The organism is Streptomyces sp. LE64 (assembly GCF_052606915.1).
The window spans coordinates 2,641,977-2,667,516 of sequence record NZ_CP199708.1 but is presented as its reverse complement, the minus strand read 5'-3'; the positions used below and the strand labels follow the sequence as shown (position 1 = coordinate 2,667,516).

22 protein-coding genes and 2 pseudogenes are annotated in these 25,540 nt (G+C 74.6%); 14 read left to right on the top strand and 10 right to left on the bottom strand.

What is annotated here, in order from left to right; genetic code table 11:
- Positions 1 to 36: 36 nt before the first annotated feature.
- Positions 37 to 921: an NUDIX hydrolase gene (locus tag ACSMX9_RS11915; RefSeq protein WP_366115203.1), complete on the top strand. Its 885-nt coding sequence runs from the start codon at positions 37 to 39 to the stop codon at positions 919 to 921.
- Positions 918 to 1,751 (top strand): MBL fold metallo-hydrolase, encoded by an 834-nt coding sequence (locus ACSMX9_RS11910; protein ID WP_445402240.1) that lies wholly within the window; start codon positions 918 to 920, stop codon positions 1,749 to 1,751. Before ACSMX9_RS11915 ends, ACSMX9_RS11910 begins: the two co-directional genes overlap by 4 nt.
- Positions 1,752 to 1,820: 69 nt before the next feature.
- Here ACSMX9_RS11910 and ACSMX9_RS11905 read toward each other — a convergent pair whose 3' ends face one another.
- Entirely contained in the window at positions 1,821 to 2,495 is a 675-nt protein-coding gene (locus ACSMX9_RS11905) for a Crp/Fnr family transcriptional regulator (protein WP_351238164.1), read from the bottom strand.
- 302 nt (positions 2,496 to 2,797) lie between these two features.
- Between ACSMX9_RS11905 and nth the strand changes: the two genes are divergently transcribed.
- From nth to ACSMX9_RS11890, 3 genes are all read left to right on the top strand, one after another.
- Positions 2,798 to 3,673, top strand: a complete 876-nt coding sequence (nth, locus tag ACSMX9_RS11900) for an endonuclease III (protein ID WP_445402238.1) — start codon at positions 2,798 to 2,800, stop codon at positions 3,671 to 3,673.
- A gap of 103 nt (positions 3,674 to 3,776) precedes the next feature.
- The gene (locus ACSMX9_RS11895; protein WP_445402236.1) at positions 3,777 to 4,496 is read left to right on the top strand and encodes an NUDIX hydrolase; all 720 of its coding nucleotides are present in this window, start codon (positions 3,777 to 3,779) and stop codon (positions 4,494 to 4,496) included.
- An 84-nt stretch (positions 4,497 to 4,580) separates the two neighbouring features.
- The gene (locus ACSMX9_RS11890) at positions 4,581 to 5,783 is read left to right on the top strand and encodes a MarP family serine protease (protein ID WP_445402234.1); all 1,203 of its coding nucleotides are present in this window, start codon (positions 4,581 to 4,583) and stop codon (positions 5,781 to 5,783) included.
- Between the two features lie 15 nt (positions 5,784 to 5,798).
- On the opposite strand, the gene ACSMX9_RS11885 is transcribed toward ACSMX9_RS11890, so the two are convergent.
- The 6 genes and pseudogenes from ACSMX9_RS11885 to ACSMX9_RS11860 all read right to left on the bottom strand — a co-directional run.
- A complete protein-coding gene (locus ACSMX9_RS11885; protein WP_351238172.1) occupies positions 5,799 to 5,975 on the bottom strand; it encodes a hypothetical protein in 177 nt (58 codons plus the stop codon).
- A gap of 96 nt (positions 5,976 to 6,071) precedes the next feature.
- Complete coding sequence (locus ACSMX9_RS11880) at positions 6,072 to 7,016, bottom strand: alpha/beta fold hydrolase (protein ID WP_445402232.1); 945 nt, start codon at positions 7,014 to 7,016, stop codon at positions 6,072 to 6,074.
- Entirely contained in the window at positions 7,013 to 7,495 is a 483-nt protein-coding gene (locus ACSMX9_RS11875) for a phage holin family protein (RefSeq protein WP_351238176.1), read from the bottom strand. Before ACSMX9_RS11875 ends, ACSMX9_RS11880 begins: the two co-directional genes overlap by 4 nt.
- Positions 7,496 to 7,615: 120 nt before the next feature.
- Positions 7,616 to 9,010 carry a Na+/H+ antiporter NhaA gene (nhaA, locus tag ACSMX9_RS11870; RefSeq protein ID WP_445402230.1) on the bottom strand — a complete coding sequence of 465 codons (1,395 nt, stop codon included), beginning with the start codon at positions 9,008 to 9,010 and terminating at the stop codon, positions 7,616 to 7,618.
- Positions 9,011 to 9,308: 298 nt separating this feature from the next.
- Positions 9,309 to 11,267 (bottom strand): acetate--CoA ligase, encoded by a 1,959-nt coding sequence (gene acs, locus ACSMX9_RS11865; protein ID WP_445402228.1) that lies wholly within the window; start codon positions 11,265 to 11,267, stop codon positions 9,309 to 9,311.
- Positions 11,268 to 11,466: 199 nt separating this feature from the next.
- Positions 11,467 to 12,327: pseudogene (locus tag ACSMX9_RS11860) on the bottom strand (carbonic anhydrase); the annotation flags it as partial.
- A 237-nt stretch (positions 12,328 to 12,564) separates the two neighbouring features.
- Here ACSMX9_RS11860 and ACSMX9_RS11855 point away from each other — a divergent pair.
- A complete protein-coding gene (locus tag ACSMX9_RS11855) occupies positions 12,565 to 13,836 on the top strand; it encodes a hypothetical protein (protein ID WP_445402226.1) in 1,272 nt (423 codons plus the stop codon).
- A 49-nt stretch (positions 13,837 to 13,885) separates the two neighbouring features.
- On the opposite strand, the gene ACSMX9_RS11850 is transcribed toward ACSMX9_RS11855, so the two are convergent.
- Complete coding sequence (locus ACSMX9_RS11850) at positions 13,886 to 14,863, bottom strand: ATP-binding protein (RefSeq protein ID WP_445402224.1); 978 nt, start codon at positions 14,861 to 14,863, stop codon at positions 13,886 to 13,888.
- Positions 14,864 to 14,964: 101 nt separating this feature from the next.
- Between ACSMX9_RS11850 and ACSMX9_RS11845 the strand changes: the two genes are divergently transcribed.
- Positions 14,965 to 15,789, top strand: a complete 825-nt coding sequence (locus tag ACSMX9_RS11845; RefSeq protein ID WP_445402222.1) for an oxidoreductase — start codon at positions 14,965 to 14,967, stop codon at positions 15,787 to 15,789.
- Positions 15,790 to 16,155: 366 nt separating this feature from the next.
- Here the strand turns inward: ACSMX9_RS11845 and ACSMX9_RS11840 are convergent, their stop codons facing one another.
- Positions 16,156 to 16,998 (bottom strand): HAD family hydrolase, encoded by an 843-nt coding sequence (locus ACSMX9_RS11840; protein WP_351238188.1) that lies wholly within the window; start codon positions 16,996 to 16,998, stop codon positions 16,156 to 16,158.
- A gap of 679 nt (positions 16,999 to 17,677) precedes the next feature.
- Between ACSMX9_RS11840 and ssd the strand changes: the two genes are divergently transcribed.
- From ssd to ACSMX9_RS11805, 7 genes and pseudogenes are all read left to right on the top strand, one after another.
- A complete protein-coding gene (ssd, locus tag ACSMX9_RS11835) occupies positions 17,678 to 18,841 on the top strand; it encodes a septum site-determining protein Ssd (RefSeq protein WP_445402220.1) in 1,164 nt (387 codons plus the stop codon).
- Positions 18,838 to 19,998 (top strand): TadA family conjugal transfer-associated ATPase, encoded by a 1,161-nt coding sequence (locus tag ACSMX9_RS11830; RefSeq protein WP_445402218.1) that lies wholly within the window; start codon positions 18,838 to 18,840, stop codon positions 19,996 to 19,998. Before ssd ends, ACSMX9_RS11830 begins: the two co-directional genes overlap by 4 nt.
- Positions 19,995 to 20,888: a type II secretion system F family protein gene (locus ACSMX9_RS11825; protein WP_445402216.1), complete on the top strand. Its 894-nt coding sequence runs from the start codon at positions 19,995 to 19,997 to the stop codon at positions 20,886 to 20,888. Before ACSMX9_RS11830 ends, ACSMX9_RS11825 begins: the two co-directional genes overlap by 4 nt.
- A gap of 53 nt (positions 20,889 to 20,941) precedes the next feature.
- Complete coding sequence (locus ACSMX9_RS11820; RefSeq protein ID WP_445402214.1) at positions 20,942 to 21,754, top strand: type II secretion system F family protein; 813 nt, start codon at positions 20,942 to 20,944, stop codon at positions 21,752 to 21,754.
- 102 nt (positions 21,755 to 21,856) lie between these two features.
- Positions 21,857 to 22,132, top strand: a complete 276-nt coding sequence (locus tag ACSMX9_RS11815) for a DUF4244 domain-containing protein (protein WP_445402212.1) — start codon at positions 21,857 to 21,859, stop codon at positions 22,130 to 22,132.
- The gene (locus ACSMX9_RS11810; RefSeq protein ID WP_445402210.1) at positions 22,119 to 22,535 is read left to right on the top strand and encodes a TadE family type IV pilus minor pilin; all 417 of its coding nucleotides are present in this window, start codon (positions 22,119 to 22,121) and stop codon (positions 22,533 to 22,535) included. The genes ACSMX9_RS11815 and ACSMX9_RS11810 overlap by 14 nt, the downstream gene beginning before the upstream one ends.
- Positions 22,536 to 22,612: 77 nt before the next feature.
- Positions 22,613 to 22,816: pseudogene (locus tag ACSMX9_RS11805) on the top strand (Rv3654c family TadE-like protein); the annotation flags it as partial.
- 135 nt (positions 22,817 to 22,951) lie between these two features.
- On the opposite strand, the gene ACSMX9_RS11800 reads toward ACSMX9_RS11805, so the two are convergent.
- Positions 22,952 to 25,402, bottom strand: a complete 2,451-nt coding sequence (locus tag ACSMX9_RS11800; protein ID WP_445402208.1) for a DEAD/DEAH box helicase — start codon at positions 25,400 to 25,402, stop codon at positions 22,952 to 22,954.
- Positions 25,403 to 25,540: the final 138 nt, after the last annotated feature.

Here is a 25,540-nt window from a genome sequence, read left to right as displayed (position 1 = left end):
CTCGAACATCCGCGCTGCGCCGGATAGCCTCCGGCCATGGCGAACGGGCAGTGGTACCCACCCGAGTGGCCGGACCGCATCCGCGCCCTGGCCGACGGCACCCTCGTGGTCGCCCCGCCACGGCGGGCCGCCACCGTGATGCTGTTGCGGGACGCCCCGGACGGCCCCGAGGTGCACCTGTTGCGCCGCCGCACCTCGATGGCCTTCGCCGGGGGCGCGTACGCGTACCCCGGGGGCGGCGTCGACGACCGCGACCACGACCGCGCGCTGCGCTGGGCCGGCCCTCCGCGCGCCTGGTGGGCGTCCCGGCTGGGGGTCGACGAGGCCACCGCGCAGGCGATCGTGTGCGCAGCCGTCCGGGAGACCTTCGAGGAGGCCGGGGTGCTGCTCGCCGGACCCGGCCCGGACACGGTGGTCGCCGACACCACCGGTGCGGCCTGGGAGGCCGAACGGGCCGCCCTGGTGGCCCGGGAGACCTCGTTCGCGGCGTTCCTGGACCGGCACGGCCTGGTGCTGCGCGCGGACCTGCTGGGCGCCTGGGCGCGTTGGATCACGCCCGAGTTCGAGCCGCGCCGCTACGACACCTGGTTCTTCGTCGCCGTGCTCCCCGCCGGCCAGCGCACCCGCGCGGTGTCCACGGAGGCCGACCGCACGGTGTGGACCGCGCCCGCCCGGGCCGCCGCCGGGTACGACCGGGGCGAACTGACGATGATGCCGCCGACCATCGCCACCCTGCGCCGCCTGGCCGGGTTCCGCACCGCCGGCGCGGCCCTGGCCGCCGCCCCCGCGCAGGACCTGGCCCCGGTCCTGGCCCGGGCCCGGCTGGAGGGCGACCGGGTGCTGCTGACCTGGCCGGGGCACGAGGAGTTCGCCAAGACGGTGCCCGCCCACGGCGCCGGCGGGACCGAGGAGGCACGATGACCGCGGCCGACGCGCTGCCCGGCCAGCCGCGCGGCGCGGTGGTCTCCGGCCCCGCCACCGCCCGGGCGGTGAACGTCCTGGCGCCGAACCCCTCGGCGATGACCCTGGACGGCACCAACACCTGGATCGTTGCCGAACCGGACTCCCCGCTCGCGGTGGTGATCGACCCCGGGCCGCTGGACGAGGCGCACCTGCGCGCGGTGCGCGCGACGGCCGAGCGGGCCGGCAAGCGGATCGCGCTGACCCTGCTGACCCACGGCCACCCCGACCACGCCGAGGGCGCCGGCCGGTTCGCCGCACTGACCGGCACCCCGGTGCGCGCCCTCGACCCCGCGCTGCGGCTGGGCGACGAGGGGCTGGCCGCCGGGGACGTGATCACCACCGGCGGGCTGGAGCTGAGGGTGGTGCCCACCCCGGGGCACACCGCGGACTCGCTCTGCTTCCACCTCCCGGCGGACCGGGCGGTGCTCACCGGGGACACCGTCCTCGGCCGGGGCACCACCGTGGTCGCCCACCCGGACGGCCGCCTCGGCGACTACCTGGACTCGCTGCGGCGGCTGCGGTCGCTGACCGTCGACGACGGGGTGCGCACGGTCCTGCCGGGACACGGGCCGGTGCTGGAGGACGCCCAGGGCGCCATGGAGTTCTACCTGGCGCACCGCGCCCACCGGCTCGCCCAGGTGGAGACGGCGGTCGAGGACGGCTTCCGCACCCCGGCCGAGGTCGTGGCCCGGGTGTACGCGGACGTGGACCGCTCGCTGTGGCCGGCGGCGGAACTGTCGGTACGGGCCCAGCTGGCGTACCTGGGCGAGCACGGGCTCATCCCGTAGCCCGTCCCGCACGCACGCGTGCCGGAGGGCCCGGGTGGACCGTCCGGCACGGCGGGTTGTGCGGGTGCGTCAGCGCGAGCGCTTGGCGAGGCGCTCCACGTCCAGCAGGATCACCGCGCGGGCCTCCAGGCGCAGCCAGCCCCGCCCGGCGAAGTCGGCCAGCGCCTTGTTGACCGTCTCGCGGGAGGCGCCGACGAGCTGGGCCAGTTCCTCCTGGGTGAGGTCGTGCACCACGTGGATGCCCTCCTCCGACTGCACGCCGAAGCGGCGCGACAGGTCCAGCAGGGCGCGGGCCACCCGGCCGGGCACATCGGAGAAGACCAGGTCGGACATCTGGTCGTTGGTCTTGCGCAGTCGGCGGGCGACCGCGCGCAGCAGGGCGGCGGCCACCTCGGGGCGGGCCTTCAGCCAGGGCTGGAGGTCGCCGTGGCCGAGGCCGAGCAGCTTGACCTCGGTCAGCGCGGTGGCGGTGGCGGTGCGGGGGCCCGGGTCGAACAGCGACAGCTCGCCGATCAGCTCGCCGGGGCCGAGCACGGCCAGCATGTTCTCGCGGCCGTCCGGGGACGTCCGGTGGAGCTTCACCTTGCCCTCGGTGACCACGTACAGGCGGTCCCCGGGGTCGCCCTCGTGGAAGAGGGCGTCGCCGCGCGCGAGGGTCACCTCACTCATGGAGGCGCGCAGCTCCGCGGCCTGCTCGTCATCGAGCGCCGCGAAGAGCGGGGCGCGCCGCAGAACGTCGTCCACGAGTTCTCTCCTTGTCGACCTGACTCAGGGGTCCGTGCTCCCCATCTTGCCGGACGGTCCAAACAGTGTGATCAGTCACAAGTCTGCCGTACGTACGTCCCGGGCAGTGCTCCTGGGGGCCAATTGGGCGCCGATCCTCCAGGTCCCGGGCGGGTGGTGGTGCAGGGCTTTAGGCTGGCCGGGTGTCCAAATCACCAGTGAGAGCACAGGGTAAGGAGGCTGCCCAGGTGAGGGCAGGGGATGATTCCGCTGTGGGCGAACAATCGTCCAACGGGGCCGCAAAACAGACAAAACAGGCGGGCGTGGCGCGGGGGCGCACCGCCTCCACCGCGCCCCGCCGCTCCCCGACGAAGGGCGCCGCGCCCCCGGCCGCGACCCCTGCGAAGCGTCCCGAATCCCGCACCGCGCTCGTCCGCCGGGCCCGCCGGATCAACCGCGAGCTGGCCGAGGTCTACCCGTACGCGCACCCCGAGCTGGACTTCGAGGACAGCTTCCAACTCCTGGTCGCCACGGTGCTCTCCGCGCAGACCACCGACCTGCGGGTCAACCAGACCACCCCCGCGCTCTTCGCCGCCTACCCCACCCCCGAGGACCTCGCCGCGGCCGACCCGGCCCAGGTGGAGGAGCTGATCCGACCGACCGGTTTCTTCCGCGCCAAGACCAAGTCGGTCATCGGGCTCTCCGTCGCCCTGCGCGACGACTTCGGCGGCGAGGTGCCGGGCACCCTGGAGGAACTCGTCAGGCTCCCGGGAGTCGGCCGCAAGACCGCCTTCGTGGTCCTCGGCAACGCCTTCGGCCGGCCCGGGATCACCGTGGACACCCACTTCGGCCGGCTGGTGCGGCGCTGGAAGTGGACCGAGGAGACCGACCCCGACAAGGTCGAGGCCGCGGTCGGCGCGCTCTTCCCCAAGAGCGACTGGACCATGCTGTCCCACCGGGTCATCTTCCACGGCCGCCGCATCTGCCATGCCCGCAAGCCCGCCTGCGGCGCCTGCCCCATCGCCCCGCTCTGCCCCGCCTACGGGGAGGGCGAGACCGACCCCGACAAGGCCGCCAAGCTCCTCAAGTACGAGAAGGGCGGCTACCCCGGGCAGCGGCTGCGCCCGCCGCAGTCCTACCTCGACGCCGGCGGCCGGCCCGCCCCGCCGCTGGGCGCCGCCCCCGGGGCGGCCGGGTGAGCGCTCCCGCCCGGGGAGCGTCCGCACGGGGAGGGGAGGGCCCGGAACGATACGGGGGCGCACGCACGTTGTTGCTACGGAGACGGGGGTGCCGGGGGTGCCGATGACGTACACGGGCGACGACCACACCGACGACGGCGGTGGACGGGAGCCGGCGACGGTCGCGGTCGACAGCGCGGGGCTGCCCGGCTGGCTCGCCCCGGTCGCCCGGGCCGCCGAGACCGTGCGACCACCGCAGCTCAGCCGCTTCCTGCCGCCCGCGGACGGCGGGGGCCGCCAGTCCGCCGTCCTGGTCCTCTTCGGCGAGGGCGAGCGCGGCCCCGAACTCCTGCTGATGGAGCGCGCGGGCTCGCTGCGCTCCCACGCCGGCCAGCCCGCCTTCCCCGGCGGCGTCCTCGACCCCGCCGACGGCGACCCGCAGGGCGACGGCCCGGTGCGGGCCGCGCTGCGGGAGGCGTGGGAGGAGACCGGACTCGACCCCGCCGGGGTGCAGGTCTTCGGCGTGCTGCCCAAGCTCTACATCCCCGTCAGCGGGTTCGTGGTCACCCCGGTCCTCGGTTGGTGGCGCGAGCCCAGCCCGGTCGGGGTGGTCGACCCGGCGGAGACGGCCCGGGTCTTCACGGTTCCCGTGGCGGATCTCACGGACCCCGACAAACGCGCCACCGTCGTGCACCCGATGGGGCACTCCGGGCCCGCGTTCCTCGTCGAGCGGGCCCTGGTCTGGGGGTTCACCGCCGGGGTCATCGACCGGTTGCTGCACTACGCCGGCTGGGAACGCCCCTGGGACCCCTCCCGGCACGTCCCCCTGGACTGGAGCGCGTGACACAGTGGGCGTCCGCGTGCACACGTCCCGTGGCGGGACGGGCGCGGGGGCGACGATCCGCGAGGCAAGGCGAGGCGTGAAACGGTGAATGTGCTCGACATCCTGCTGTTGGTGGCAGCCGTGTGGTTCGCCGTGGTCGGCTATCGGCAGGGCTTCGTCGTCGGCATCCTGTCGGTGATCGGCTTCCTCGGCGGCGGGCTCGTCGCCGTCTACCTGCTGCCCGTCGTCTGGGACGCCGCCACCGACGACGCCGAGGTCGGCACCACCGCGGCCGTCGTCGCGGTGGTGGTCGTCATCGTCTGCGCCTCCGTCGGCCAGGCGTTCACCACCCACCTCGGCAACCGGCTGCGACGCCACATCACCTGGTCACCGGCGCGCGCCCTGGACGCCACCGGCGGCGCCCTGGTCAACGTGGTGGCGATGCTGCTGGTGGCCTGGCTGATCGGCTCGGCGCTCGCCGGCACGACCCTGCCGACGGTGGGCAAGGAGGTCCGCAGCTCCAAGGTCCTCCTCGGGGTCTCCCGGGCGCTCCCCGACCAGGCCGACACCTGGTTCGCCGACTTCTCCTCGGTGCTCGCGCAGAACGGCTTCCCCCAGGTGTTCAGCCCCTTCGCCAACGAGCCGATCCAGGAGGTCAGGCCGCCCGATCCGGAGCTCGCCCGGAGCGCGGTCGCCGCCCACGCCAAGCGCTCCATCGTGAAGGTCCTGGGCACCGCGCAGAGCTGCAACAAGGTCCTCGAAGGCACCGGTTTCGTCTTCGCCGAGCGGCGGGTCATGACCAACGCCCACGTGGTCGGCGGGGTCGAGGAGCCCACCGTGCAGATAGGGGGCGAGGGACGGCTGTACGACGCCAAGGTCGTGCTCTACGACTGGGAACGGGACATCGCCGTCCTCGACGTGCCCGACCTGAAGGCGCCCGCCCTCCAGTTCGTCACCGACCGCGAGGCGGAGAGCGGCTCCGGGGCCATCGTCGCCGGCTTCCCCGAGAACGGCGCGTACGACGTGCGCCCCGCCCGGGTGCGCGGCCGGATCACCGCCAACGGCCCCGACATCTACCACCGGGGCACCGTCCGACGGGACGTCTACTCGCTGTACGCGACCGTGCGCCAGGGCAACTCCGGCGGCCCCCTGCTGACCCCGGACGGGCGGGTGTACGGGGTCATCTTCGCGAAGTCGCTGGACGACCCGGACACGGGGTACGCGCTCACCGCGGACGAGGTCCGCGAGGACGTCCGACTGGGCCGCAGCGCCGCTCAGCAGGTGGACAGCCAGAGCTGCGCGCTGTAGCGCCCCGAGGGGGCGTCAGTTGCGCGGATGGCGCAGCCGGGCGGAGACCCAGCGCGCGCGCCGGCGCAGGATGCGCGGGATGCCCATGGCCTCGCCGGGACTCCCGCTCGTCCGCGGTCCCGCGCCGCGCGGGCGCAGGGCCCGGCGGTCGTCGCGTGCAGCCGTGTCACTGTGGTCGTGCGTCCAGCCCATACCCGACGTGTGCCCTGCCCCCGAGCACGGTAATCGCCCTCCCGGCACCGAATCGGGCCCGTGCGCGGGGCGCGTGACCGGGCGTCGGACGGGTGTTCAGCGGTCCGGTTCGGGGTCCTTCAACCAGCCGATGAGCTCCTGGGAGAAGCCCGTCGGGTCCTCCTCGTGCGGGAAGTGCCCCACCCCGTCGAAGAGCCGCCAGCGGTAGGGCGCTTCCACGTACTGCCCGGAGCCGGCCGCGCTGCGGGTGCGCATCACCGGGTCGAGGGAACCGTGCAGGTGCAGGGTCGGCACCCGCACCGGGCGCTTCATCCGGCGGTTGAACTGGAAGCCGTCCGGCCGGGCCAGGGAGCGCACCAGCCACCGGTACGGCTCGATCGAGCAGTGCGCGGTGGACGGGATGCACATCGCCCGCCGGTACGCCTCCAGCACCGGGTCGGGGAAGGCGTCGATCCGGGGCCCGGACCAGTCCCGGATCAGCTCGCCTACCAGGGCGCCCTCGTCGGCGACGAGCTGACGCTCCGGCAGCCAGGGCCGCTGGAACCCCCAGACGTGACGGCCGGCCGCGGTCTGCCGGACGTCCGACAGCATCGCCGACCGCCAACGCCGGGGGTGCGGCATCGAGGAGACGGCGAGCCGGCGCACCAGCTTGGGCCGCATCACGGCCGCCGTCCACGCCAGGTAGCCGCCGAGCCCGTGCCCCACCAGCGCGGCGTCGGGCTCGCCGAGGGAGCGGACCACCCCGGTGATGTCCAGGGCGAGGTTCGCCGGGTCGTAGCCGCGGGGGGTGCGGTCGCTGCCGCCCACCCCGCGCAGGTCCATCGCCACCGCCCGGAACCCGGCGTCGGCGAGGTCCACCAGCTGGTGGCGCCAGGCCCACCAGAACTGGGGGAAGCCGTGCAGCAGCAGGACCAGGGGCCCCTCGCCGAGTTCCGCGATGTGGAAGCGCGCCCCGTTGGCGGCGACGTCGCGGTGCGTCCAGGGGCCCTCGATCCGTACGAGCGGGGGCTGCTGCGACGAGGGGGTGGCCGGGTCGGTCATGAGGACGAGCGTGCCACAAGCTCGGGTGCGTCGAAGAACTCGTCCTCCGCGGCCGGCCGGGGGTGCGGCCTGGCGTGCTGGAGCACCGCCGCGGTCTGCTTGGCGGAGGCAGCGACCTTCTGCGGCCCCTTGCCCTTCTTGGCCTTCTTGGCGAAGGCCAGGCCGACCAAGCCGAGCACCACCGCGACCAGGACGTTGGCGGCGAACGACAGCAGGAAGCAGACGGACAGGTGCCAGCCGCTCCACGCCTGGATGCCGTGGGCGAGCGCGAAGCTCAGCATCGGCAGTGAGAACAGCAGCACGGTGCCGGCGGCGATGAAGGCGCCGCCGCTGACCACGCCGCGCTTGACGTCCTGCCGCAGTTGGGCCTTGGCCAGGGCGATCTCGTCGTGCACCAGCGCCGACATCTCGCTGGTGGCGTTGGCCACCAGCGTGCCGAGGCTGCGTTCGGCGCCCACGGGGGCCTCCGGTGCGCTCATCGCGTACTCCCTCTGTCCGGTGTTCCGGTACGTGCGGTCAGGGCGGCGGCAGCTCCGGGGTGGGGCGCGCCGACCGGGCGCCCTCGTCGCACCGTGCGGCGATGACGCTGTGATGTCCGATCATGCCGGACTGTCGTCCCGGTCGCCCGCCCCGGCCGCCACCCGCGCGAGCCTGCGGTGCTCCGCGGCCTTGCGCTCGTGGATCTCCGCCATGCGCAGGTGGTACTCCGGCTTGTCCTGCTCGTACACGTCGGGGATGCCGTCGAGGTCGTCGTCCCGGTTCTCGTCGTCCCACAGGGCACGGTACTTGGCGTTGCGGACCTTCAGCAGGACGGCGGCGAGGAGCGCCGCGATCAGGGAGCCGGTGAGCACCGCGGCCTTCACCTCGGCGGTGAGCGCCGGATCGTCGGCGAAGGCCAACTCCCCGATCAGCAGCGAGACGGTGAAGCCGATGCCGGCGAGGGTGGCCACCGCGAACACGTCGGGCCAGCTGAGGTCCTCGCTCAGGGAGGCGCGGGTGAAGCGGGCGGTGAGCCAGGTCCCGCCGAAGATGCCGAGGGCCTTGCCGAGCACCAGGCCGAGGACCACCCCCAGCGTCTCGGGCTGGGTGAACACCTCGGCGAGCGCCCCGCCGGACACCGGGACCCCGGCGCTGAAGAGCGCGAACAGCGGCACGGCCAGCCCCGCCGAGACGGGCCGCACCAGGTGCTCGATGTGCTCGCCGGGGGAGACCGTCTCGCCCTCGCGGCGGGTGCAGCGCAGCATCAGGCCCATGGCGACCCCGGCGATGGTGGCGTGCACGCCGCTGTTGTACATCAGCCCCCAGACGACCAGGGCCAACGGCACGTACACGTACCACCCGCGGACGCCCTTGCGCAGCAGCAGCCAGAACACGACGAGCCCCAACAGGGCGCCGCCGAGGGCGGCGAAGTCCAGGTCGCTGGTGAAGAACACCGCGATGATGAGGATGGCGAACAGGTCGTCGACGACGGCGAGCGTCAGCAGGAAGGCGCGCAGCGCGGACGGCAGCGAGGTGCCGATGACGGCCAGCACGGCCAGTGCGAAGGCGATGTCCGTGGCGGTGGGCACCGCCCATCCGCCGGTGTCGCCGCTGCCGGCGAGGTTGGTGACCAGGTACACCAGCGCCGGTACGGCCATGCCGCACAGCGCGGCGACCACCGGGAGGACGGCGGCCCTGGGGTCGCGCAGGTCACCGGCGACGAGTTCGCGCTTGAGCTCGATGCCGGCGACGAAGAAGAAGACGGCGAGGAGGCCGTCGGCCGCCCAGTGCTGCACGGAGAGGTCCAGGCCGAGCGCGGCGGGCCCGAGGTGGAAGTCCCGCACCGACTGGTAGCTGTCGCTCAGCGGGCTGTTCACCCAGACCAGGGCGGTGACCGCGGCGACCAGCAGGAGGACCCCGCCGACCGTTTCGGTGCGCAGGGCTTCCGCGACGAAGTTCCGCTCGGGCAGCGAGAGTCGTCCGAGGACCTTGCGGGGGGTGCGGGGCGCGGCCACGGGGTGCAGACCTCCAGGTCGTGTTCGACGGCCCAGTCAGCGGTCGCCGACTGCGCTGCCGACCAGACTTCCCGGCGCACCCGTACTGCCGCGTCGAGGAGGTCGGACGGTCCGGTGGCACCCCGATGGGGCGTCCCCCGCGATCTTTACGCGACCTTGACGCGCGGTACAGCTTACCCGGTGGTCCGACGGGCGTACTGGATGATCTGCACTTTACGCGCGGAAGGGGCGTCCGGCGCGCGCGAGCGGAGTGCGCTCACGGGCCGGTACGCCCCTTACGAGGTGCCGTGCCGGAGGCTCAGTCCTCGCTGGAGGTGGCCGGCAGCTTGGTCTGGATGAGGTCCATGACCGAGGAGTCGGTGAGCGTGGTGACGTCGCCCAGCTCCCGGTTCTCCGCCACGTCGCGCAGCAGTCGCCGCATGATCTTGCCGGACCGGGTCTTGGGCAGTTCCGCCACCGGCAGGATGCGCTTGGGCTTGGCGATCGGGCCGAGGGTGGCGCCCACGTGGTTGCGCAGGGCGGCGACGAGGCCCTCGTCCTCGGCGTCGACGTTGCCGCGCAGGATCACGAAGGCCACGATGGCCTGTCCGGTGGTCTCGTCCGCCGCGCCGACGACCGCGGCCTCGGCGACCGAGGGGTGGGAGACCAGCGCGGACTCGACCTCGGTGGTGGAGATGTTGTGCCCGGAGACCAGCATCACGTCGTCCACCCGGCCCAGCAGCCAGATGTCGCCGTCCTCGTCCTTCTTGGCGCCGTCACCGGCGAAGTAGGTGCCCTCGAAGCGGGACCAGTAGGTGTCGAGGAAGCGCTGGTCGTCGCCCCAGATGGTGCGCAGCATGGACGGCCACGGCTCGGTGAGCACCAGGTAGCCGCCGCCCCCGTCGGGGACCTCGTTCGCCTCGTCGTCCACCACGGTCGCGGAGATGCCGGGCAGCGGGCGCTGCGCCGAGCCGGGCTTGGTCTCGGTGACCCCCGGCAGCGGCGAGATCATCATGGCGCCGGTCTCGGTCTGCCACCAGGTGTCGACGATCGGACAGCGGTCGCCGCCGATGTGCTTGCGGTACCAGACCCACGCCTCCGGGTTGATCGGCTCGCCGACCGAACCGAGCACCCGCAGGCTGCTCAGGTCGAACTTGGCCGGGATGTCGTCGCCCCACTTCATGAAGGTGCGGATGGCGGTGGGCGCCGTGTAGAGGATCGTCACGCCGTACTTCTGGACGATCTCCCAGAACCGGCCCTGGTGCGGGGTGTCCGGGGTGCCCTCGTACATGACCTGGGTGGCGCCGTTGGCGAGCGGGCCGTAGGTGATGTACGAGTGGCCGGTGACCCAGCCGATGTCGGCGGTGCACCAGTAGACGTCGGTCTCCGGCTTGAGGTCGAAGACGGCGTGGTGGGTGTAGGCGGCCTGGGTGAGGTAGCCGCCGGAGGTGTGCAGGATGCCCTTGGGCTTCCCGGTGGTTCCCGAGGTGTAGAGGATGAACAGCGGGTGCTCGGCGTCGAACGCCTCGGGGACGTGCTCGGTGGACTGGCGGCCGGTGATCTCGTGCCACCACACGTCGCGGCCCTCGGTCCAGGCGACGTCCTCGCCGGTGCGGCGGACGACCAGGACCTTCTCGACGCCCTCCACCCGGGTGAGCGCGTCGTCCACGGCGGGCTTGAGGGCGGACGGCTTGCCGCGGCGGTAGCCGCCGTCCGCGGTGATGACCACCTTGGCGTCGGCGTCCCGGACGCGGGTGGCGATGGCGTCGGCGGAGAAGCCGCCGAAGACCACCGAGTGGGTCGCGCCGATGCGGGCGCACGCGAGCATCGCGACGACCGCCTCCGGGATCATCGGCAGGTAGACCGCGACCCGGTCGCCCGCGCGCACGCCCAGCTCGGTGAGGGCGTGGGCGGCCTGTGAGACCTCGTCCTTCAGCTGGGCGTAGGTCACGGCACGGCCGTCGCCCGGCTCGCCCTCGAAGTGGATGGCGACCCGGTCGCCGTTGCCGGCCTCGACGTGCCGGTCGACGCAGTTGTAGGCGACGTTCAGCTTGCCGTCCTGGAACCACTTGGCGAACGGAGGGTTCGACCAGTCCAGGGTCTCGGTGGGCTCGGTCGCCCAGGTCAGGCGGCGGGCCTGCTCGGCCCAGAAGCCGAGCCGGTCAGCCTTGGCCTGCGCGTACGCCTCCGCCGTGACGTTGGCGTGCGCGGCCAGCTCCGCGGGAGGCGAGAACCTGCGCTCTTCTCGCAGCAGGTTGGCCAGGCTTTCGTTGCTCACGACTTCTCCCTTTCCCAGGAGGTCCGATCCGCTGTGTCCCGCGCCACAGCTCACCAGAACCAGGGGTGCGCTGACAAGGGCTGGCAGGAAATTGGTTTAGACCTATGTGACGTTCCTCTCGGCTGGGTGACGGGGGTGACGGGGGTGGTCCGGGGGGTGTCCCCGCCCGTGGTGGGGCCGGGCGGGGGCGGACTTCCGGTCAGCCGCGGGGGACGGCCGCGAGGGGGTCGGTGCCGTGCCCGACGGGGGTTCCGTCGGGTGGTTCCTCCGGTGCGTCCACTCGGGTGAAGGTGGTTCCGCACGGGTCGAGCAGATAGGACTGGGCCTCGCCCACGTGGAAGTACATCCCGTACAGGGCGAGGGAGCGGTCGGCGAGCCGACGGGCCACCGACTCGTGTGCGCGCAGATGGGCGAGTTGCTGCACCACATGGGTGAGGCAGAGCCGTTCGAGCGGGTCGCTCGGGGCGGTGCGGCGCCCGCGGAGTCGGGGCGCGGGGTCGGCGGAGCGCATCCGGTGCAGGCTGGGCAGGCCGTGGCGCAGCCAGCGGCGCAGCGGGGTCCGGCCGCCCTCCCGGGGGGTGTCGGTCGCGAGCAGCGCCTGCATGGCGCCGCAGCCGGAGTGCCCGCAGACGGTGACGGAGCGGACCTCCAGGACGTCCACGGCGTACTCGATGGCGGCGGCCACCGAGTCGTCGGCGCCGGCGGCGCCGGGCGGGGGCACCAGGTTGCCGACGTTGCGTACCACGAACAGCTCGCCGGGCCGGCTGGAAGTGATCATCGAGGTGAGCAGGCGGGAGTCGGCGCAGGCGAGGAAGAGCTGGGAGGGGCGCTGCCCCTCGCGGGCGAGCCGGGCCAGTTCGCCGCGGACCAGGGGGGCGGTGTGGCGTTGGAAGGCGCCGATCCCGCTGGCGAGCGGGTGGGCTTCGAGGGGCGGATCGGCGGTGGGGTGCGGGGGGCGGACCGTGGGGTCCGGTGCAAGGGGTGGGGGTGGTCGGCATGTCCCGTCTCCTCCGGGCGGCGCGGTCGCGGACAGGGGCCCGACCGGGCCCGTGGGGGGCGCGGTGCGGGCGGCTCGCGGCCGTGGGGTCACGGCGTTGCAGCGGCGGGATGGATCAACGTTGGGTAAACGGATCGTCATCCAGAGTAAAGAACGGGACCGAACACCTGCATCAAAAGGGGTATCCGATCACCTGGAGGGGTGAATGAGTAATTTAGTCGGCTTGTCATACAAAAGGATCGGTATTCCCGTGCGACTTTGGCCGCGCCCAGATTTGTCGTACAGGAAGAAGGTGGGCGGATGGCCGCCACCCAGAGGTTCGCCGCGGGCATCGCCGTGACCGCGGCCTGCGCCGTGGCCCTGTCCGGCTGCGGCGACGCCGAGCACACCGGTGCCGAGCGGGTCGCAGCCCCGGAGAAGAAACCGGCCGCCGCGCCCAAGACCGCGGTCCGGCTGATCGGCGACGGCTCCACCGCCTTCACCGGCGCCCAACCGAAACTGCCACGCCCCGAACGGCTGGAACCCGGTCAACGCCCGCCCCAGTTCGTCGTCTTCTCCTGGGACGGCGCGGGCGAGGACGGTCAGCGACTGTTCTCGCACTTCCGCAAGGTGGCGAAGGCCAACAACGCCACCATGACCTACTTCCTGAGCGGGGTCTACATGCTCCCGGAGGAGAAGCGGAAGCTCTACGACCCGCCCCAACACAACGCCGGCAGCTCCGACATCGGCTTCAACGACGTCGAGGGGATCAGGGACACCGTCGAGCAGTTGCGCGGCGCCTGGCTGGAGGGCAACGAGGTCGGCACCCACTTCAACGGCCACTTCTGCGGGAGCAGCGGCGGGGTCGGCGAGTGGTCGGTGGAGGAGTGGAAGAGCGAGATCGCCCAGGCCAAGTCCTTCGTGACCTCCTGGAAGACCAATGCCGGCCTGAAGGACGTCGAGCCCCTGCCGTTCGACTACGAGAAGGAGCTCATCGGCGCCCGCACCCCCTGTCTGGAGGGGCAGAAGAACTTCATGGCCGCCGCGCGGGAGTTGGGCTTCCGCTACGACACCAGCGGGGTCAACGACCAGGTGTGGCCGAAGAAGAAGGACGGGTTGTGGGACCTGTCCATGCAACTGGTCCCGGTCCCCGGGCGGTCCTTCGAGACCCTGACGATGGACTACAACTTCATGGTCAACCAGTCCGGCACGACCTCGCAGGGCGATCCGTCGATGCACGAGTACTGGGGCGACCAGATGCGCGACGGGCTCCTCCAGGGCTTCGACCGCGCCTACGAGGGCAACCGCGCGCCCCTGATCATCGGCAACCACTTCCAGTCCTGGAACGGCGGCACCTACATGCGCGCCATCGAGGAGACCATCGAGACGGTGTGCAACAAGAAGGAGGTGCGTTGCGTGTCCTTCCGTCAACTCGCCGACTGGCTCGACGCCCAGGACCCCGCGACGCTCGACAGGCTGCGCACCCTGAAGGTCGGCCAGGCGCCGCAGGGCGGCTGGGCGTCCTACCTCTCGGCCCCGCCGGCGCCCGCCCCGAAGGGCGTGCCCGGCGCGCCCGCCGACGGGGAGCGCTGAGCCGGCGCGGCGCCGGGCGGGGCGGGGCGCGTGCCGCCCCGCCCGGGCCTCAGCCCACCGGCTGCTGCTCGCGCAGCACGAACGCGGGGTCGACCTGGGAGGCGAGGTCGACCCCGGTCCGCCCGTTGCCCCAGGACCGCGCGTTGCGCAGGTGGAACTGCACCATCTGGCTGGTGTAGCGGTCCCAGTCGCGGGCGGCGTACGTCGCGTCGACGGCGTCCTTGAGGGTGCGCAGGGCGGTGCGGTCGGCGGGCTCCAGCAGCTCGAAGCGGCGCGGGCGCCCCTTCTCCATGGCGCGCACCCACTCCGAGTGGCCCACGGTCACCAGCAGGTCGTCGCCGACCTCCTGGCGCAGGAAGTCGACGTCGTCCGGGCCCTGGACCTTGTTGCCGACGACCCGGAGGGTCACCCCGAAGTCCCGTGCGTACTCCTTGTACTGGCGGTAGACCGAGACCCCCTTCCGGGTCGGTTCGGCCACCAGGAAGGTCATGTCGAAGCGGGTGAACATGCCCGAGGCGAAGGAGTCCGACCCGGCCGTCATGTCGACCACCACGTACTCGTCGCGCCCGTCGACCAGGTGGTTCAGGCACAGTTCCACCGCGCCCGTCTTGGAGTGGTAGCAGGACACCCCCAGGTCCGCTTCGGTGAACGGCCCGGTGACCATCAGGCGCACGGCGGAGCCGTCGAGTTCGACGGGACGGGCGCAGGCGTCGTACACCGGGTTGTTCTCGCGGACGCGCAGCAGGCGCGAACCCTCACCGGGCGGCGTGGTCTTGATCATCGTGTCGGCGGAGGCGATCCGCGGGTTGGAGCCCCGCAGGTAGTCCTTGATCAGCGGGAGCCGGGCGCCCATCGCGGGCAGCCGGGCCGCGGTGTCGTCGTCGAGGCCGAGGGCGGCGCCCAGGTGCTGGTTGATGTCGGCGTCGACCGCGATGACCGGCGCCCCGGTCGCGGCGAGGTGCCGCACGAAGAGCGAGGACAGGGTGGTCTTGCCGCTGCCGCCCTTCCCAACGAAAGCAGTTTTCATGTTCAGTAAGCCTACTGGTCGACCGGCGCCCGACCGTGAACACGCGTGAAGAAGACCACTCCATCGTGGGGCGCGGCCGGTGGGTGCGTAGGGTCGTACTCATGAGTACGACAGGTGCCCGCCCCGATCCGCTGGCCGCCCTCGGGGAACTGCCCCGGGTGACCGAATCCGTGGCGGCGGTCCGTCGCGCGGTGGACCGCGCCTACGGCCACCGCGTCATGCGGCGGCGCAGCAACGAGGTCGCCTCGGAGGCGGCACTGCGGGGCGCGCGCGGTTCGGCCGCGCTCTCGGGGGCGGACTGGGCGCTGGAGGAGGTGCGCCGGCGCAGCGACTTCGGGGTGGAGGAGCAGGCGCGCACGGTCGGCGCCGCCCTGCGGGTCTCCGCCGAGGCGGGCCAACTCCTCTCCGTCTGGCGCCAGTCCCCCCTGCGGGTGCTGGCGCGACTGCACCTGGTGGCCGCCCCGGACCGGGGCGCCGCGGCGGGGCGCCCCCGCCTGCCGGGCGAGCCGGTGGACGAGCCCCTCGTCGAACTCCCGTCGCCCGAGCCGGACGAGGTCGCCGCGCGGCTGGACGGGCTGGCGGAGTTGGTCGTCGCGGGCGGTTCGGCGCCCGCGCTGGTGACGGCCGCGGTGGTGCACGGGGAGCTGCTGGCGCTGCGCCCCTTCGGCTCCCGCAACGGGCTGGTCGCACGGGCGGCGGAACGGATCGTGCTGATCGGCAGCGGCTTGGACCCCAAGGCGATCTGCCCGGCGGAGGTGGGCCACGCCGAGCAGGGGCGCGCCTCCTACGCGGCGGCGCTGGCCGGCTACGCCTCGGGCACGGCGGAGGGCGTGGCGGGGTGGATCGCGCACTGCGGCCGGTCGGTGGAGCTCGGCGTGCGGGAGTCGACGGCGGTCTGCGAGGCCCTGCAACGGGGCGCCGCCTGAGGCGGCTTCCCCGGGCGTGGAGGGCCCGGAAAGGGTTGCGGCGACACGAGTGCTCGTGTCGCCGCTGGCACGTCCACCGGGTTACCAAGCGTCCTCGATGTACTGCCCATCAGGTCGGGGACTTCGCCCGTCACCTGGTGCGGCTGGCCCGTATTCGACGGGTCGACGTCGCGTGGGTGCCCGATTTCCGTGCTCGGTCCGTGGGGCCTCGGTTGCTGTCCGGGGTGATCCTCTCGGATGCCCCTGGTCTCGCGGGCCGTTGACTCCTTTGTACTCCTGCGGCGAAGGAAGCGGAACCCTTTGCCCCACTTCTTTACCCTCGCCCGCAAAAGGTGCGGAAACGGACGGTCCGTGCACGCGGCCCGGTCAGGCCGCCGTCGGCCGCCGCCTGCTGGCGTACCAGACCAGCCCGGCCGCCGCCGCGGCGCCCACCGCCGCGGCGGCGATCAGGGCCGGGCGGCGCGGCACCCGCAGGGCGGGGATGCGCTGCTTCAGCCGCACGGGTCGGTGGAAGTCGAGGATCGGCCACTCGCGGGCCAGCGCCTCCCGGCGCAGCGCCCGGTCGGGGTTCACCGCGTGCGGGTGGCCGACCGCCTCCAGCATCGGCAGGTCGGTGACCGAGTCGCTGTACGCGTAGCAGCGGGCGAGGTCGTACCCCTCCGCCCGGGCCAACTCCCGGATCGCCTCGGCCTTGGTGGGGCCGTAGGCGTAGTACTCGATCTCCCCGGTGAAGCAGCCGTCCTCGCCCACGACCATCCGGGTGGCCACCACCCGGTCGGCACCGAGCAACTCCCCGATGGGTTCCACGACCTCGGCGCCCGAGGTCGAGACGATCACCACGTCGCGGCCGGCGGTGTGGTGCTCCTCGATCAGGGAGGCGGCCTCGTCGTAGATGATCGGGTCGATGAGGTCGTGCAGCGCCTCGGCGACGATCTCCTTGACCTGTTGGACGTTCCACCCCCGGCAGAGCGCGGAGAGGTACTCGCGCATGCGCTCCATCTGTTCGTGGTCGGCCTCCCCGGCGAGGAACACGAACTGGGTGTAGGCGGTGCGCAGCACGGCCCGTCGGTTGATCAGGCCGCCGTGATAGAAGGACTTGCCGAAGGTGAGCGTGCTCGACTTCGCAATGACCGTCTTGTCCAGGTCGAAGAAGGCGGCTGTGCGGGGCAACGAGTGGTTTTCCACGGCTTGAGCATAGGCGCCCACCATTCGGCGTAAGCCCCGGCGCGTGGGTTTGCCTGAGAGGGCCTTCGGGTACACCATGGAAGTCACGGATCGTTCGCGACCGTGCTAACCCGGCCCGACTCCTCCCCCCCCGAGTCGGCCGTGGGGACGACCCCCGCTCTCCCCCCCGGCGGGGGTCGTCGCATGTCCCGACCGATTTCGTCCCATTTTTCCGACACGTGTGTGCGAGCGTTGCAGCTCGACGACGGGCGGGCACTCCGGTGCCCGCCCGTTCGCACGTCCGGTCGGGCCCGCCCGCGGTCACGCTGGGTCATGGCTCCGGCCGGTGTCGAGGGGTTAACCGCGGGGTCGGTCGTCACCGGTTCGAGTGATGAAGTTATTCACAGGTCGGCCTCCGTCCACGGTTTTTGACCAAGATCCACACGATTTCCGGGATCGGCGCATCGTGATTCCGGCGCGGTCGACCGTGGAGTTCCACGGTGTGCCGGGTGGTGGTTCGCGCGGTCGGATTCCGGTGCTCGCGAGCGACGAACGGAACGGAACTCGGAACTCCGCGCCGCGGGCGCGGGGATTGGCGGGCCCGGAACGTCCCGGCCCCGCGGTCGCGCCGCAGTGAGGACGCGTGCCGTGCCCGCCCGGGCGGGTACCGCGTCCGACGACGGCCACGGGCCCCTGCGCGGGCCCGGACGGAACGGGGGACGAGATGGGCAGGGACACGACCACGGGACGGGGCGGCGGACGGGGCCGGAGCACGGCGCCGGCACGGGGCGCCCCCGGTGCCGACCGGACCGAACCCGGAGCACCGCTGGTGCTCACCGAGGACCCGGACCTCCTCGACGACCTGCTGCGGCTCTGCGCGGCGGCGGGCACCCGAGCCGCGGTTCGGCCCGGGCCACCGGACACCGCAGGGTGGGAGAGCGCCCCGTTGGTCATCGTCGGGGACGACGCCGTGCCCCGGGTCCGGGGCGCCGCACGCCGCCCGGACGTGCTGCTGGTGAGCCGCGCCCCGGACGACCCCGGGCGCTGGCGGCGCGCGGTCGAGGTCGGCGCCCACCACGCCCTCCTGCTGCCGCAGGACGAACCGTGGCTGGTCGACCGGATCGCCGATGTCGCCGAGGGCGCCGGACGCCCCGCCCTGACGGTCGGGGTGCTCGGCGGCACCGGCGGCGCCGGGGCCTCCACCCTCGCCTGCGCCCTCGCCCTCGCCTCGGCCCGCAGGGGCCGCCGCACCCTGTTGGTGGACGCCGACCCGCTCGGCGGCGGCCTCGACGTCCTGCTGGGCGGCGAAGCCGCCGAAGGACTGCGCTGGCCCGCCTTCGCCGGCTCCCGGGGCCGGGTCGGCGGCGGCGCGCTGGAGGAGGCCCTGCCCGCCCTGCACGGCCTGCGGGTCCTCAGCTGGGGCCGGGACGGGGACGAGGCCCCGGTGCCCCCGGACGCGGTGCGCGCCGTCCTGGCCGCCGCCCGCCGGCGCGACGGCACCGTCGTCGTGGACCTCCCGCGCCGGGTCGACACCGGAGCGGCCCAGGTGCTCGCCCAACTCGACCTCGGGCTCCTGCTGGTGCCCCGCGGGCTGCGCCCGGTCGCGGCGGCCGGGCGGATGGCCGCCGCGGTCCGCCCCGTGCTGCGGGACCTGCGGGCGGTCGTGCCGGCCGGACGGCGGCCCCCGGGCGGCCCGGACGGCGCCGGCACCGCCCGGCTGCTGGACCTGCCCTACGCGGGAGAACTCCCCCGGGAACCGGGGCTCTCGACGGCCCGGGAGGCCGGCCGGCCTCCCGGCCACGACCCGCGGGGGCCGCTCGCCCGGTTCTGCGCGGCCTTCTGGGACCGGGTCGCGCCCGCCGCCGGCCCGGACGGAGCGGGCGCATGAGCGCGGCAGCGGGCGGGCACCTCCTCGACGGGGTGCGCCAGTGGCTCGCCCGCAGCGGGCTGGACGCCACCCCGGCCCATGTCGCCGAAGCGCTCCGGGCCCAGTCCGTCGTCCTCGGTGACGCCGAACTCCTCGGCACCACGGAGCGCTTGCGCTCCGAACTGGTGGGCACCGGACCGCTGGACCCCCTGCTCGCCGACCCGGAGGTCACCGACGTCCTGGTCTCCGCGCCCGACCGGGTGTGGGCCGACCGGGGGCGCGGACTGCACCTGACCGGGATCGCGTTCCCCGACGCCGCAGCGGTCCGCCGGCTCGCCCAGCGCCTCGCCGCCGCGGCCGGTCGCCGACTCGACGACGCCCGCCCCTGGGTCGACGCCCGACTGCCCGACGGCACCCGGCTGCACGCCGTGCTGCCGCCCGTCGCGGTCGGCTCGACCTGCCTGTCCCTGCGGGTGGCCCGACCCCGCGCCTTCACCCTCGACGAACTGGTGGCCGCCCGCACGGTGCCCCCGGGCGGCGATCGCCTCCTGCGGGCCCTGCTGGACGCCCGGTTGTCCTACCTGGTCAGCGGGGGCACCGGCACCGGCAAGACGACGCTGCTGAGCACCCTGCTCGGGCTCGTCGCCCCCGGCGAACGCATCGTCCTCGCCGAGGACTCCGCGGAGCTGCGCCCCGACCACCCCCATGTGGTCAGGCTGGAGGCCCGGCCCGCCAACCAGGAGGGCGCGGGCCTGGTGAGCCTGCGGGACCTGGTGCGCCAGGCACTGCGGATGCGCCCCGACCGCCTCGTGGTCGGCGAGGTGCGCGGCGGCGAGGTCCTGGACCTGCTCGCCGCGCTCAACACCGGTCACGAGGGCGGCTCGGGCACCCTGCACGCGAACGCCGCCGCCGCGGTGCCGGCCCGACTGGAGGCGCTCGCCATGGCCGCCGGGCTGGGCCGGGCCGCCCTGCACAGCCAACTCGCCGCCGCGGTGTCGGTGGTGCTCCACCTGGTGCGGGACCGCCGGGGCGGGCGCCGGGTCGCCGAGGTGCGGGTACTGGAACGCGACCCCTCGGGCCTGGTGGTGACGGCCCCCGCGCTGCGGTGGGCGCCCGGGGGGTTCACCCGCGAGCGGGGCTGGCCCCGGCTGCGGGAACTGCTCGGGGAGGCTCTGTGACCGCCCCGACCCCCGGCGCACCCGGATGGACGGCCCTGGTCTGGGCGCTCGCGCTCTGCGCCGCCGCCCTGGCGACGGCGGCCCGGGCCCGTCGGGCGGGGCGTGCCCGGCACCGGCGGGTGCTCCTCGCCCCGCAGGGGGCGGCGGCCGAGGCGCCGAACCCGTACGGAACCGCTGTCGCGCGTCTGCTCGGACGGGCGCGGGGACGGGTCGGGGGCGAGGCGTGGCTCCTGGCCGGCGGCGCGGTGCTGGCCCTCGCGGGAGGCTCGCCCGCCCCGCTGGTCCTGGCCGTGCTGGCGGTGCCGCCGGCCCGGCGGGCGCTCCGCGGACGGGCCCGGCGGATCGCCCGGGAGCAGCGGGCGGACGAGGTGATCGCGCTGTGCGCCGCGCTGGTGGGCGAGGTGCGGGCCGGACGCCAGCCGGGCGAGGCCCTGGTGGCACTGACCGGGGCGTCCGGCAGCGGACTCGGCGGCCACCGCGAACGGGTCCTGGCCGCCGCCCGGTTCGGCGGGGACGTGCCCCGCACCCTGGCCGGCGCGGCCGTCGAACCGGGGGCCGAGGGCTTGCGCGGGCTCGCCGCCTGCTGGCGGGTGGCGGTCGACCGGGGAGCGGGGCTCGCCGCCGGACTGGAGCGGGTGGAGAACGCGCTGCGGGCGGAGCGGGAGCGGCGCGGTGAACTGCGCGCCGGGTGCGCGGGGGCCCGGGCGACCGCGGTGCTGCTGGCCGGACTGCCGGCGGTGGGGCTGCTGTTCGGCTGGGCGCTCGGCGCACAGCCCCTCCGGGTGCTGCTGCACACCGGCGCCGGGCTGTTGTGCCTGGGCGCGGGGGCGGCCTTGGAGACGGCGGGGCTGTGGTGGGCGTCGCGGATCGTACGGGGCGCCGAGCGGTGAGGGCCCGCCTCCGGCGGACGGGCCGGGCGGGAGCGATCGACGAGGAGGACCTGATGGGCACGGGACGGGGCGAGCGGGCCGTGCGGTGGGCCCGCATGGCGGAGCAACTGGCCCGGGCGGGCCGACCGGTGGACCCGGGCCGGGTGCTGGACGCCGGCGGAGCCGCGGGCCGGCGCGGCCGGCCGGACCGTCCGGCGAGCCGCTCTCCGGGGTCGGGGCGGTCGGGGGGCCGCCCCGACCCCGGCCGGTACCGGAGCTGGACGGTGCCCGCGGGGGCCTGGTGCGTCGGGTTCCTCTGGGTCGAGGGGATCGCCGGGGTCCTGGTCGGGGCGGTGGCCGCGGTCGCCGCCGGCTGGTTCGACCGCAGCAGGTCACCGGGGCCGGTCGCACCCGAGCCGGACGCCGAACTCCCGCTGGCGGCCGACCTGCTGGCCGCCTGCGTGGCGGCCGGCGCGGATCCGGTGACGGCCGCCCGTGCGGTGGGGGAGTCGCTGGTGGGACCGCCGGGCGGTTCGACGGACGGCTCGGTGGCGGCGGCCCTGGTGCGGGGCGCGGCGGAGTTGCGGCTCGGCGCCGCACCGGGCGAAGCCTGGAGCGCGTTGGCGGCACTGCCGGAGGCGGGCGGGTTGGCCCGGTTGCTGGCGCAGGCGACCGAATCGGGGGCTCCGGCCGCGGCTCCCGTGGCCCGGTACGCCGCGGAGGTCCGGGCCGCGCGCGGACGGCAACGGGCCGCCCGGGCCCGGCGGGCCGGCGTTCTGATCACGGCCCCCGTGGGGCTGTGCTTCCTGCCCGCGTTCCTCGTCATCGGGGTGCTGCCGGTGGTGATCGGACTGGCCGAACGGATGTGGGGGCCCGGCGCGGGCTGAGCGAGGACCACGACACGCGTCGACGTGACGCCCGTCGAGGAACGGGCCGAACGAACGGAACGACGTGCTCCGGAACCGGGGCGCGGGAACGGGGAGACGGACATGGACGAGGAACGCACGACGAGCACCGGACGGAGCCCGGCGCGGACGGCGGCGAGGGCGCGGGCCCGGACCCGGAGCGGGCCCCCGACCGGCCCCCGGAGCGGCGCGGCCCGGTCCCGGGCGAACACCGATCGCGGGGTCGTGACCTCCGAGTACGCGGTCGGGCTGATCGCGGCGGTGGGGTTCGCCGGCGTGCTGTACAAGGTGGTCACCAGCGACCGGGTGAGTGCGGCGCTGTACGGCCTGGTGGAACGGGCGCTCGATGCCGCGCCGTGAGGCCGGGCGGGAGCCGGGGGCACCGGTGGGCACGGGCTCGCCGCCGGCCCCCCGGTCGCCCGATCGCGGCTTCGTGACGGCGGAGTCGGCGGTGGTCCTCCCGGTCCTGACGGTGTTCGCCCTCGCCCTCGTGTGGGCGCTGCTGGCGGCCGCCGCCCAGATCCAGTGCGTGGACGCGGCCCGGGCCGGAGCCCGGGCCGCCGCCCGGCAGGACCCGGACGCGGTGGTGGTGGACCGGGCCCGTCGGGCGGCCCCCGAGGGCGCACGGGTCACGGTGCGCCGGGCGGACGGACTGGTGCGGGTGGAGGTCGTCGCGCCCCCGCCCGGGCCGGACGCGGTGCCCCTGCGGCTGCGGCACACGGCGGTCGCCGCGGCCGAGGAGGACGCGGAGGTGCTGCCGTGAGGGCCCCGCACCACCGCCCCCGCCCGGGCGACCGCGGTGCGGCGACGGTGTGGGCCGTGACGGGGATCGCCGTGCTGATGGTGGTGTTCACGGCGGTGCTCGCCCTGGGCCAGGCGGCGACCGTGCGGCACCGGGCCGCCGCGGCGGCCGACCTCGCCGCGCTCGCGGCGGCGGACCGCTGGGCGGACGGCCCGGCGGCCGCCTGCGCCCGGGCGCGCACCGTCGCCGGCGCCAACGGGGCCCGGGTCCTGCGGTGCGCGCTGGCCGGAGAGGTCGCCGAGGTGCGGGTGGCGGCGGGCCGGGCCCCGCTGGTCGCCGAGGACCGGGCCCGCGCGGGCCCGCCCGGAGCGCCGCCCCTCCCGGCCGTGCCCCTCCCCGGAGCCCGGACCGCGCCGGGCCGGGGCGAGGCCGGCTGCTCAGCCGGTGGAGGACGTCCCGGCGGCCCGTCCGGGGTCCGGGGCCCCGGACAGGAGTGCCGTCAGCAGCCGCACCGCACCCCGCTTGTGCAGGGGGTCGTTGCCGTTGCCGCACTTGGGGGACTGCACGCAGGAGGGGCACCCGGCCGTGCACTCGCAGACGGCGATGGCCTCCCGGGTGGCGGTCAGCCAGTCACGGGCGGTGTGGAAGGCGCGTTCCGCGAATCCCGCCCCACCGGGGTGGCCGTCGTACACGAACACGGTGGGCAGCAGCGTGTCCGCGTGCAGCGGGACCGACACCCCGCCGATGTCCCAGCGGTCGCAGGTGGCGAAGAGCGGCAGCATGCCGATCGAGGCGTGCTCGGCGGCGTGCAGGGCGCCGGCCAACTGCTCCGGGCCGACCCGGGCGGCGTCCAACTGGTCCTCGGTGACCGTCCACCACACCGCGCGGGTGCGCAGGGTGCGCGGCGGCAGGTCCAACTTGGTCTCGCCGAGCACCTCGCCCGTCACCAACCGGCGGCGCAGGAACGACACCACCCGGTGGGTGACCTCCACCGACCCGTAGCAGAGCCGGCCGGCCCCCCAGGGGACCACGAGGTCGGTCTCCAACACCGACACCGAGGTCACGTCCCGCGCGACCGTGGAGTAGGTGGGGGCGGCCGGTTCCACCAGCGCGACGGAGTCGTCGAGGTCCAGGCGCCGCACCAGATAGCTGCGCCCCTGGTGCAGGTGGACGGCGCCCTCGTGGACGGAGGAGTGCGCGGCCGAGGCGTCCACCGTGCCGAGCAGCCGCCCGCTGTCCGCCTCCACGATCTGCACGGGCGTCCCGCCGCCGCCCCGGATGTCGGTGAGGTCGGCGGCGCGCTCCCGCCGCGTCCAGTGCCAGGCGGCGGTGCGCCGGCGCAGCAGCTTCGCCGCCTCCAACTGGGGCAGCAGCCCGGGCGCCGCCGGGCCGAAGAGCGCCAGGTCCCCGTCGGTGAGCGGAAGCTCCGCCGCGGCGGCGCACAGATGGGGGGCGAGCACGTACGGGTTGTCCGGGTCGAGCACCGTCGACTCGACCGGTTGGTCGAACAGTGCCTCGGGGTGGTGGACGAGGTAGGTGTCCAGGGGGTCGTCCCGGGCGACCAGGACGGCCAGCGCGCCCTGCCCGGCGCGTCCGGCCCGGCCCGCCTGCTGCCACAGGGAGGCCCGGGTTCCCGGGTAGCCGCAGATCAGGACGGCGTCCAGCCCGGACACGTCCACGCCGAGTTCGAGCGCGGTCGTGGCGGCGAGCCCGAGCAGTTCACCGGAGTGCAGGGCGCGCTCCAGCGCCCGGCGCTCCTCGGGGAGGTAGCCGCCCCGGTAGGCGGCGACCCGGTGGGCCAGGGCGCGGTCCGTCTCGGCGAGCCGGTCCTGTGCGATCACGGAGATCAGCTCGGAGCCGCGGCGGGACCGGACGAAGGCGACGGTGCGCACCTCGTCGCGCACCAGGTCGGTGAGGAGGTCGGCGGTCTCCGCGGTGGCGGTGCGGCGGACCGGCGCGCCCTTCTCGCCCTGCAACTCGGTCAGCGGCGGCTCCCACAGGGCGAACACCAGTTCACCACGCGGCGAGGCGTCGTCGGCCACCTCCACGACCGGCACGCCCGTGAGCCGCCCGGCGGCGACGGCCGGGTCCGCGGCGGTCGCCGACGCCAGCAGGAACACCGGCTCGGAGCCGTACCGGGCGCACAGCCTGCGCAGCCGGCGCACCACCTGGGCGACGTGCGAGCCGAAGACGCCGCGGTAGGTGTGGCACTCGTCGATCACCACGTACCGCAGCGCCCGCAGGAAGGAGGACCAGCGGGGGTGCGAGGGGAGGATGCCGCGGTGCAGCATGTCCGGATTGGTCAGGACGTACGTGCCGTACTGGCGGATCCACTCGCGTTCCTCGAACGGGGTGTCGCCGTCGTACACCGCCGGGCGCACCGCACTGCCCAGCGGGGCCGCCAGTTCCCGCACCAACCGGTGCTGGTCGGCGGCGAGCGCCTTCGTCGGCGCCAGGTACAGGGCCGTGGCCCCCCGGCCGTTCGGTGCCTCGGAGCCCTCCAGCACCGCCGACAACAGGGGCACCAGGTACGCCAGCGACTTGCCGGAAGCGGTGCCGGTGGCGACGACGACCGACTCCCCGTCCAAGGCGTGTCGCGCCGCCGTCGCCTGGTGGGCCCAGGGGCGCTCGATCCCGGCCTCCCGGAGCGCGGCGGTCACCTCGGGGCGAATCCCCGGCGGCCACTCGGCATGGCGCCCCGCACGCGGGGGCAAGTGCTCCGTATGAGTGATGCGGGTGGCCCTCCCTTGCCGTGCCGTCAACCGGCGCAGGACGGCGTCGGGAGCGTCGTCGGCATCCGTTCCGGGGCCGGACACGCCAGCACCACCCGGAGGTCCGGGGCGACCCGGACGCCCGGGCAGGCGAGGAAGATGAGTCAAATCGGCCATTGGCACCGAGTGTGTCACTGGTCTGGTGGACAATCACTGTCAGGCGCCGCAGAGGCTCCTGCGGCTTTGGTCGTCCCCGCCGCCATGGGGGGTGCTCCATGATTGAATGCCCACGCGGCTGGCGATCCGTCCCGGGGG

Excerpts from the sequence above, each read along its gene's own strand:
- ACSMX9_RS11810 (WP_445402210.1), top strand. The coding sequence starts at position 22,119 with ATGCCGCGCCGTGAGGCCGGGCGGGAGCCGGGGGCACCGGTGGGCACG.
- ACSMX9_RS11815 (WP_445402212.1), top strand. The coding sequence starts at position 21,857 with ATGGACGAGGAACGCACGACGAGCACCGGACGGAGCCCGGCGCGGACG.
- ACSMX9_RS11915 (WP_366115203.1), top strand. The coding sequence starts at position 37 with ATGGCGAACGGGCAGTGGTACCCACCCGAGTGGCCGGACCGCATCCGC.
- ACSMX9_RS11840 (WP_351238188.1), bottom strand. The coding sequence starts at position 16,998 with ATGGTGGGCGCCTATGCTCAAGCCGTGGAAAACCACTCGTTGCCCCGC.
- ACSMX9_RS11820 (WP_445402214.1), top strand. The coding sequence starts at position 20,942 with ATGGGCACGGGACGGGGCGAGCGGGCCGTGCGGTGGGCCCGCATGGCG.
- ssd (WP_445402220.1), top strand. The coding sequence starts at position 17,678 with ATGGGCAGGGACACGACCACGGGACGGGGCGGCGGACGGGGCCGGAGC.
- ACSMX9_RS11855 (WP_445402226.1), top strand. The coding sequence starts at position 12,565 with ATGGCCGCCACCCAGAGGTTCGCCGCGGGCATCGCCGTGACCGCGGCC.
- ACSMX9_RS11875 (WP_351238176.1), bottom strand. The coding sequence starts at position 7,495 with ATGAGCGCACCGGAGGCCCCCGTGGGCGCCGAACGCAGCCTCGGCACG.
- ACSMX9_RS11885 (WP_351238172.1), bottom strand. The coding sequence starts at position 5,975 with ATGGGCTGGACGCACGACCACAGTGACACGGCTGCACGCGACGACCGC.
- ACSMX9_RS11845 (WP_445402222.1), top strand. The coding sequence starts at position 14,965 with ATGAGTACGACAGGTGCCCGCCCCGATCCGCTGGCCGCCCTCGGGGAA.
- ACSMX9_RS11895 (WP_445402236.1), top strand. The coding sequence starts at position 3,777 with ATGACGTACACGGGCGACGACCACACCGACGACGGCGGTGGACGGGAG.
- ACSMX9_RS11800 (WP_445402208.1), bottom strand. The coding sequence starts at position 25,402 with ATGGCCGATTTGACTCATCTTCCTCGCCTGCCCGGGCGTCCGGGTCGC.
- ACSMX9_RS11910 (WP_445402240.1), top strand. The coding sequence starts at position 918 with ATGACCGCGGCCGACGCGCTGCCCGGCCAGCCGCGCGGCGCGGTGGTC.
- ACSMX9_RS11880 (WP_445402232.1), bottom strand. The coding sequence starts at position 7,016 with ATGACCGACCCGGCCACCCCCTCGTCGCAGCAGCCCCCGCTCGTACGG.
- ACSMX9_RS11830 (WP_445402218.1), top strand. The coding sequence starts at position 18,838 with ATGAGCGCGGCAGCGGGCGGGCACCTCCTCGACGGGGTGCGCCAGTGG.
- ACSMX9_RS11850 (WP_445402224.1), bottom strand. The coding sequence starts at position 14,863 with ATGAAAACTGCTTTCGTTGGGAAGGGCGGCAGCGGCAAGACCACCCTG.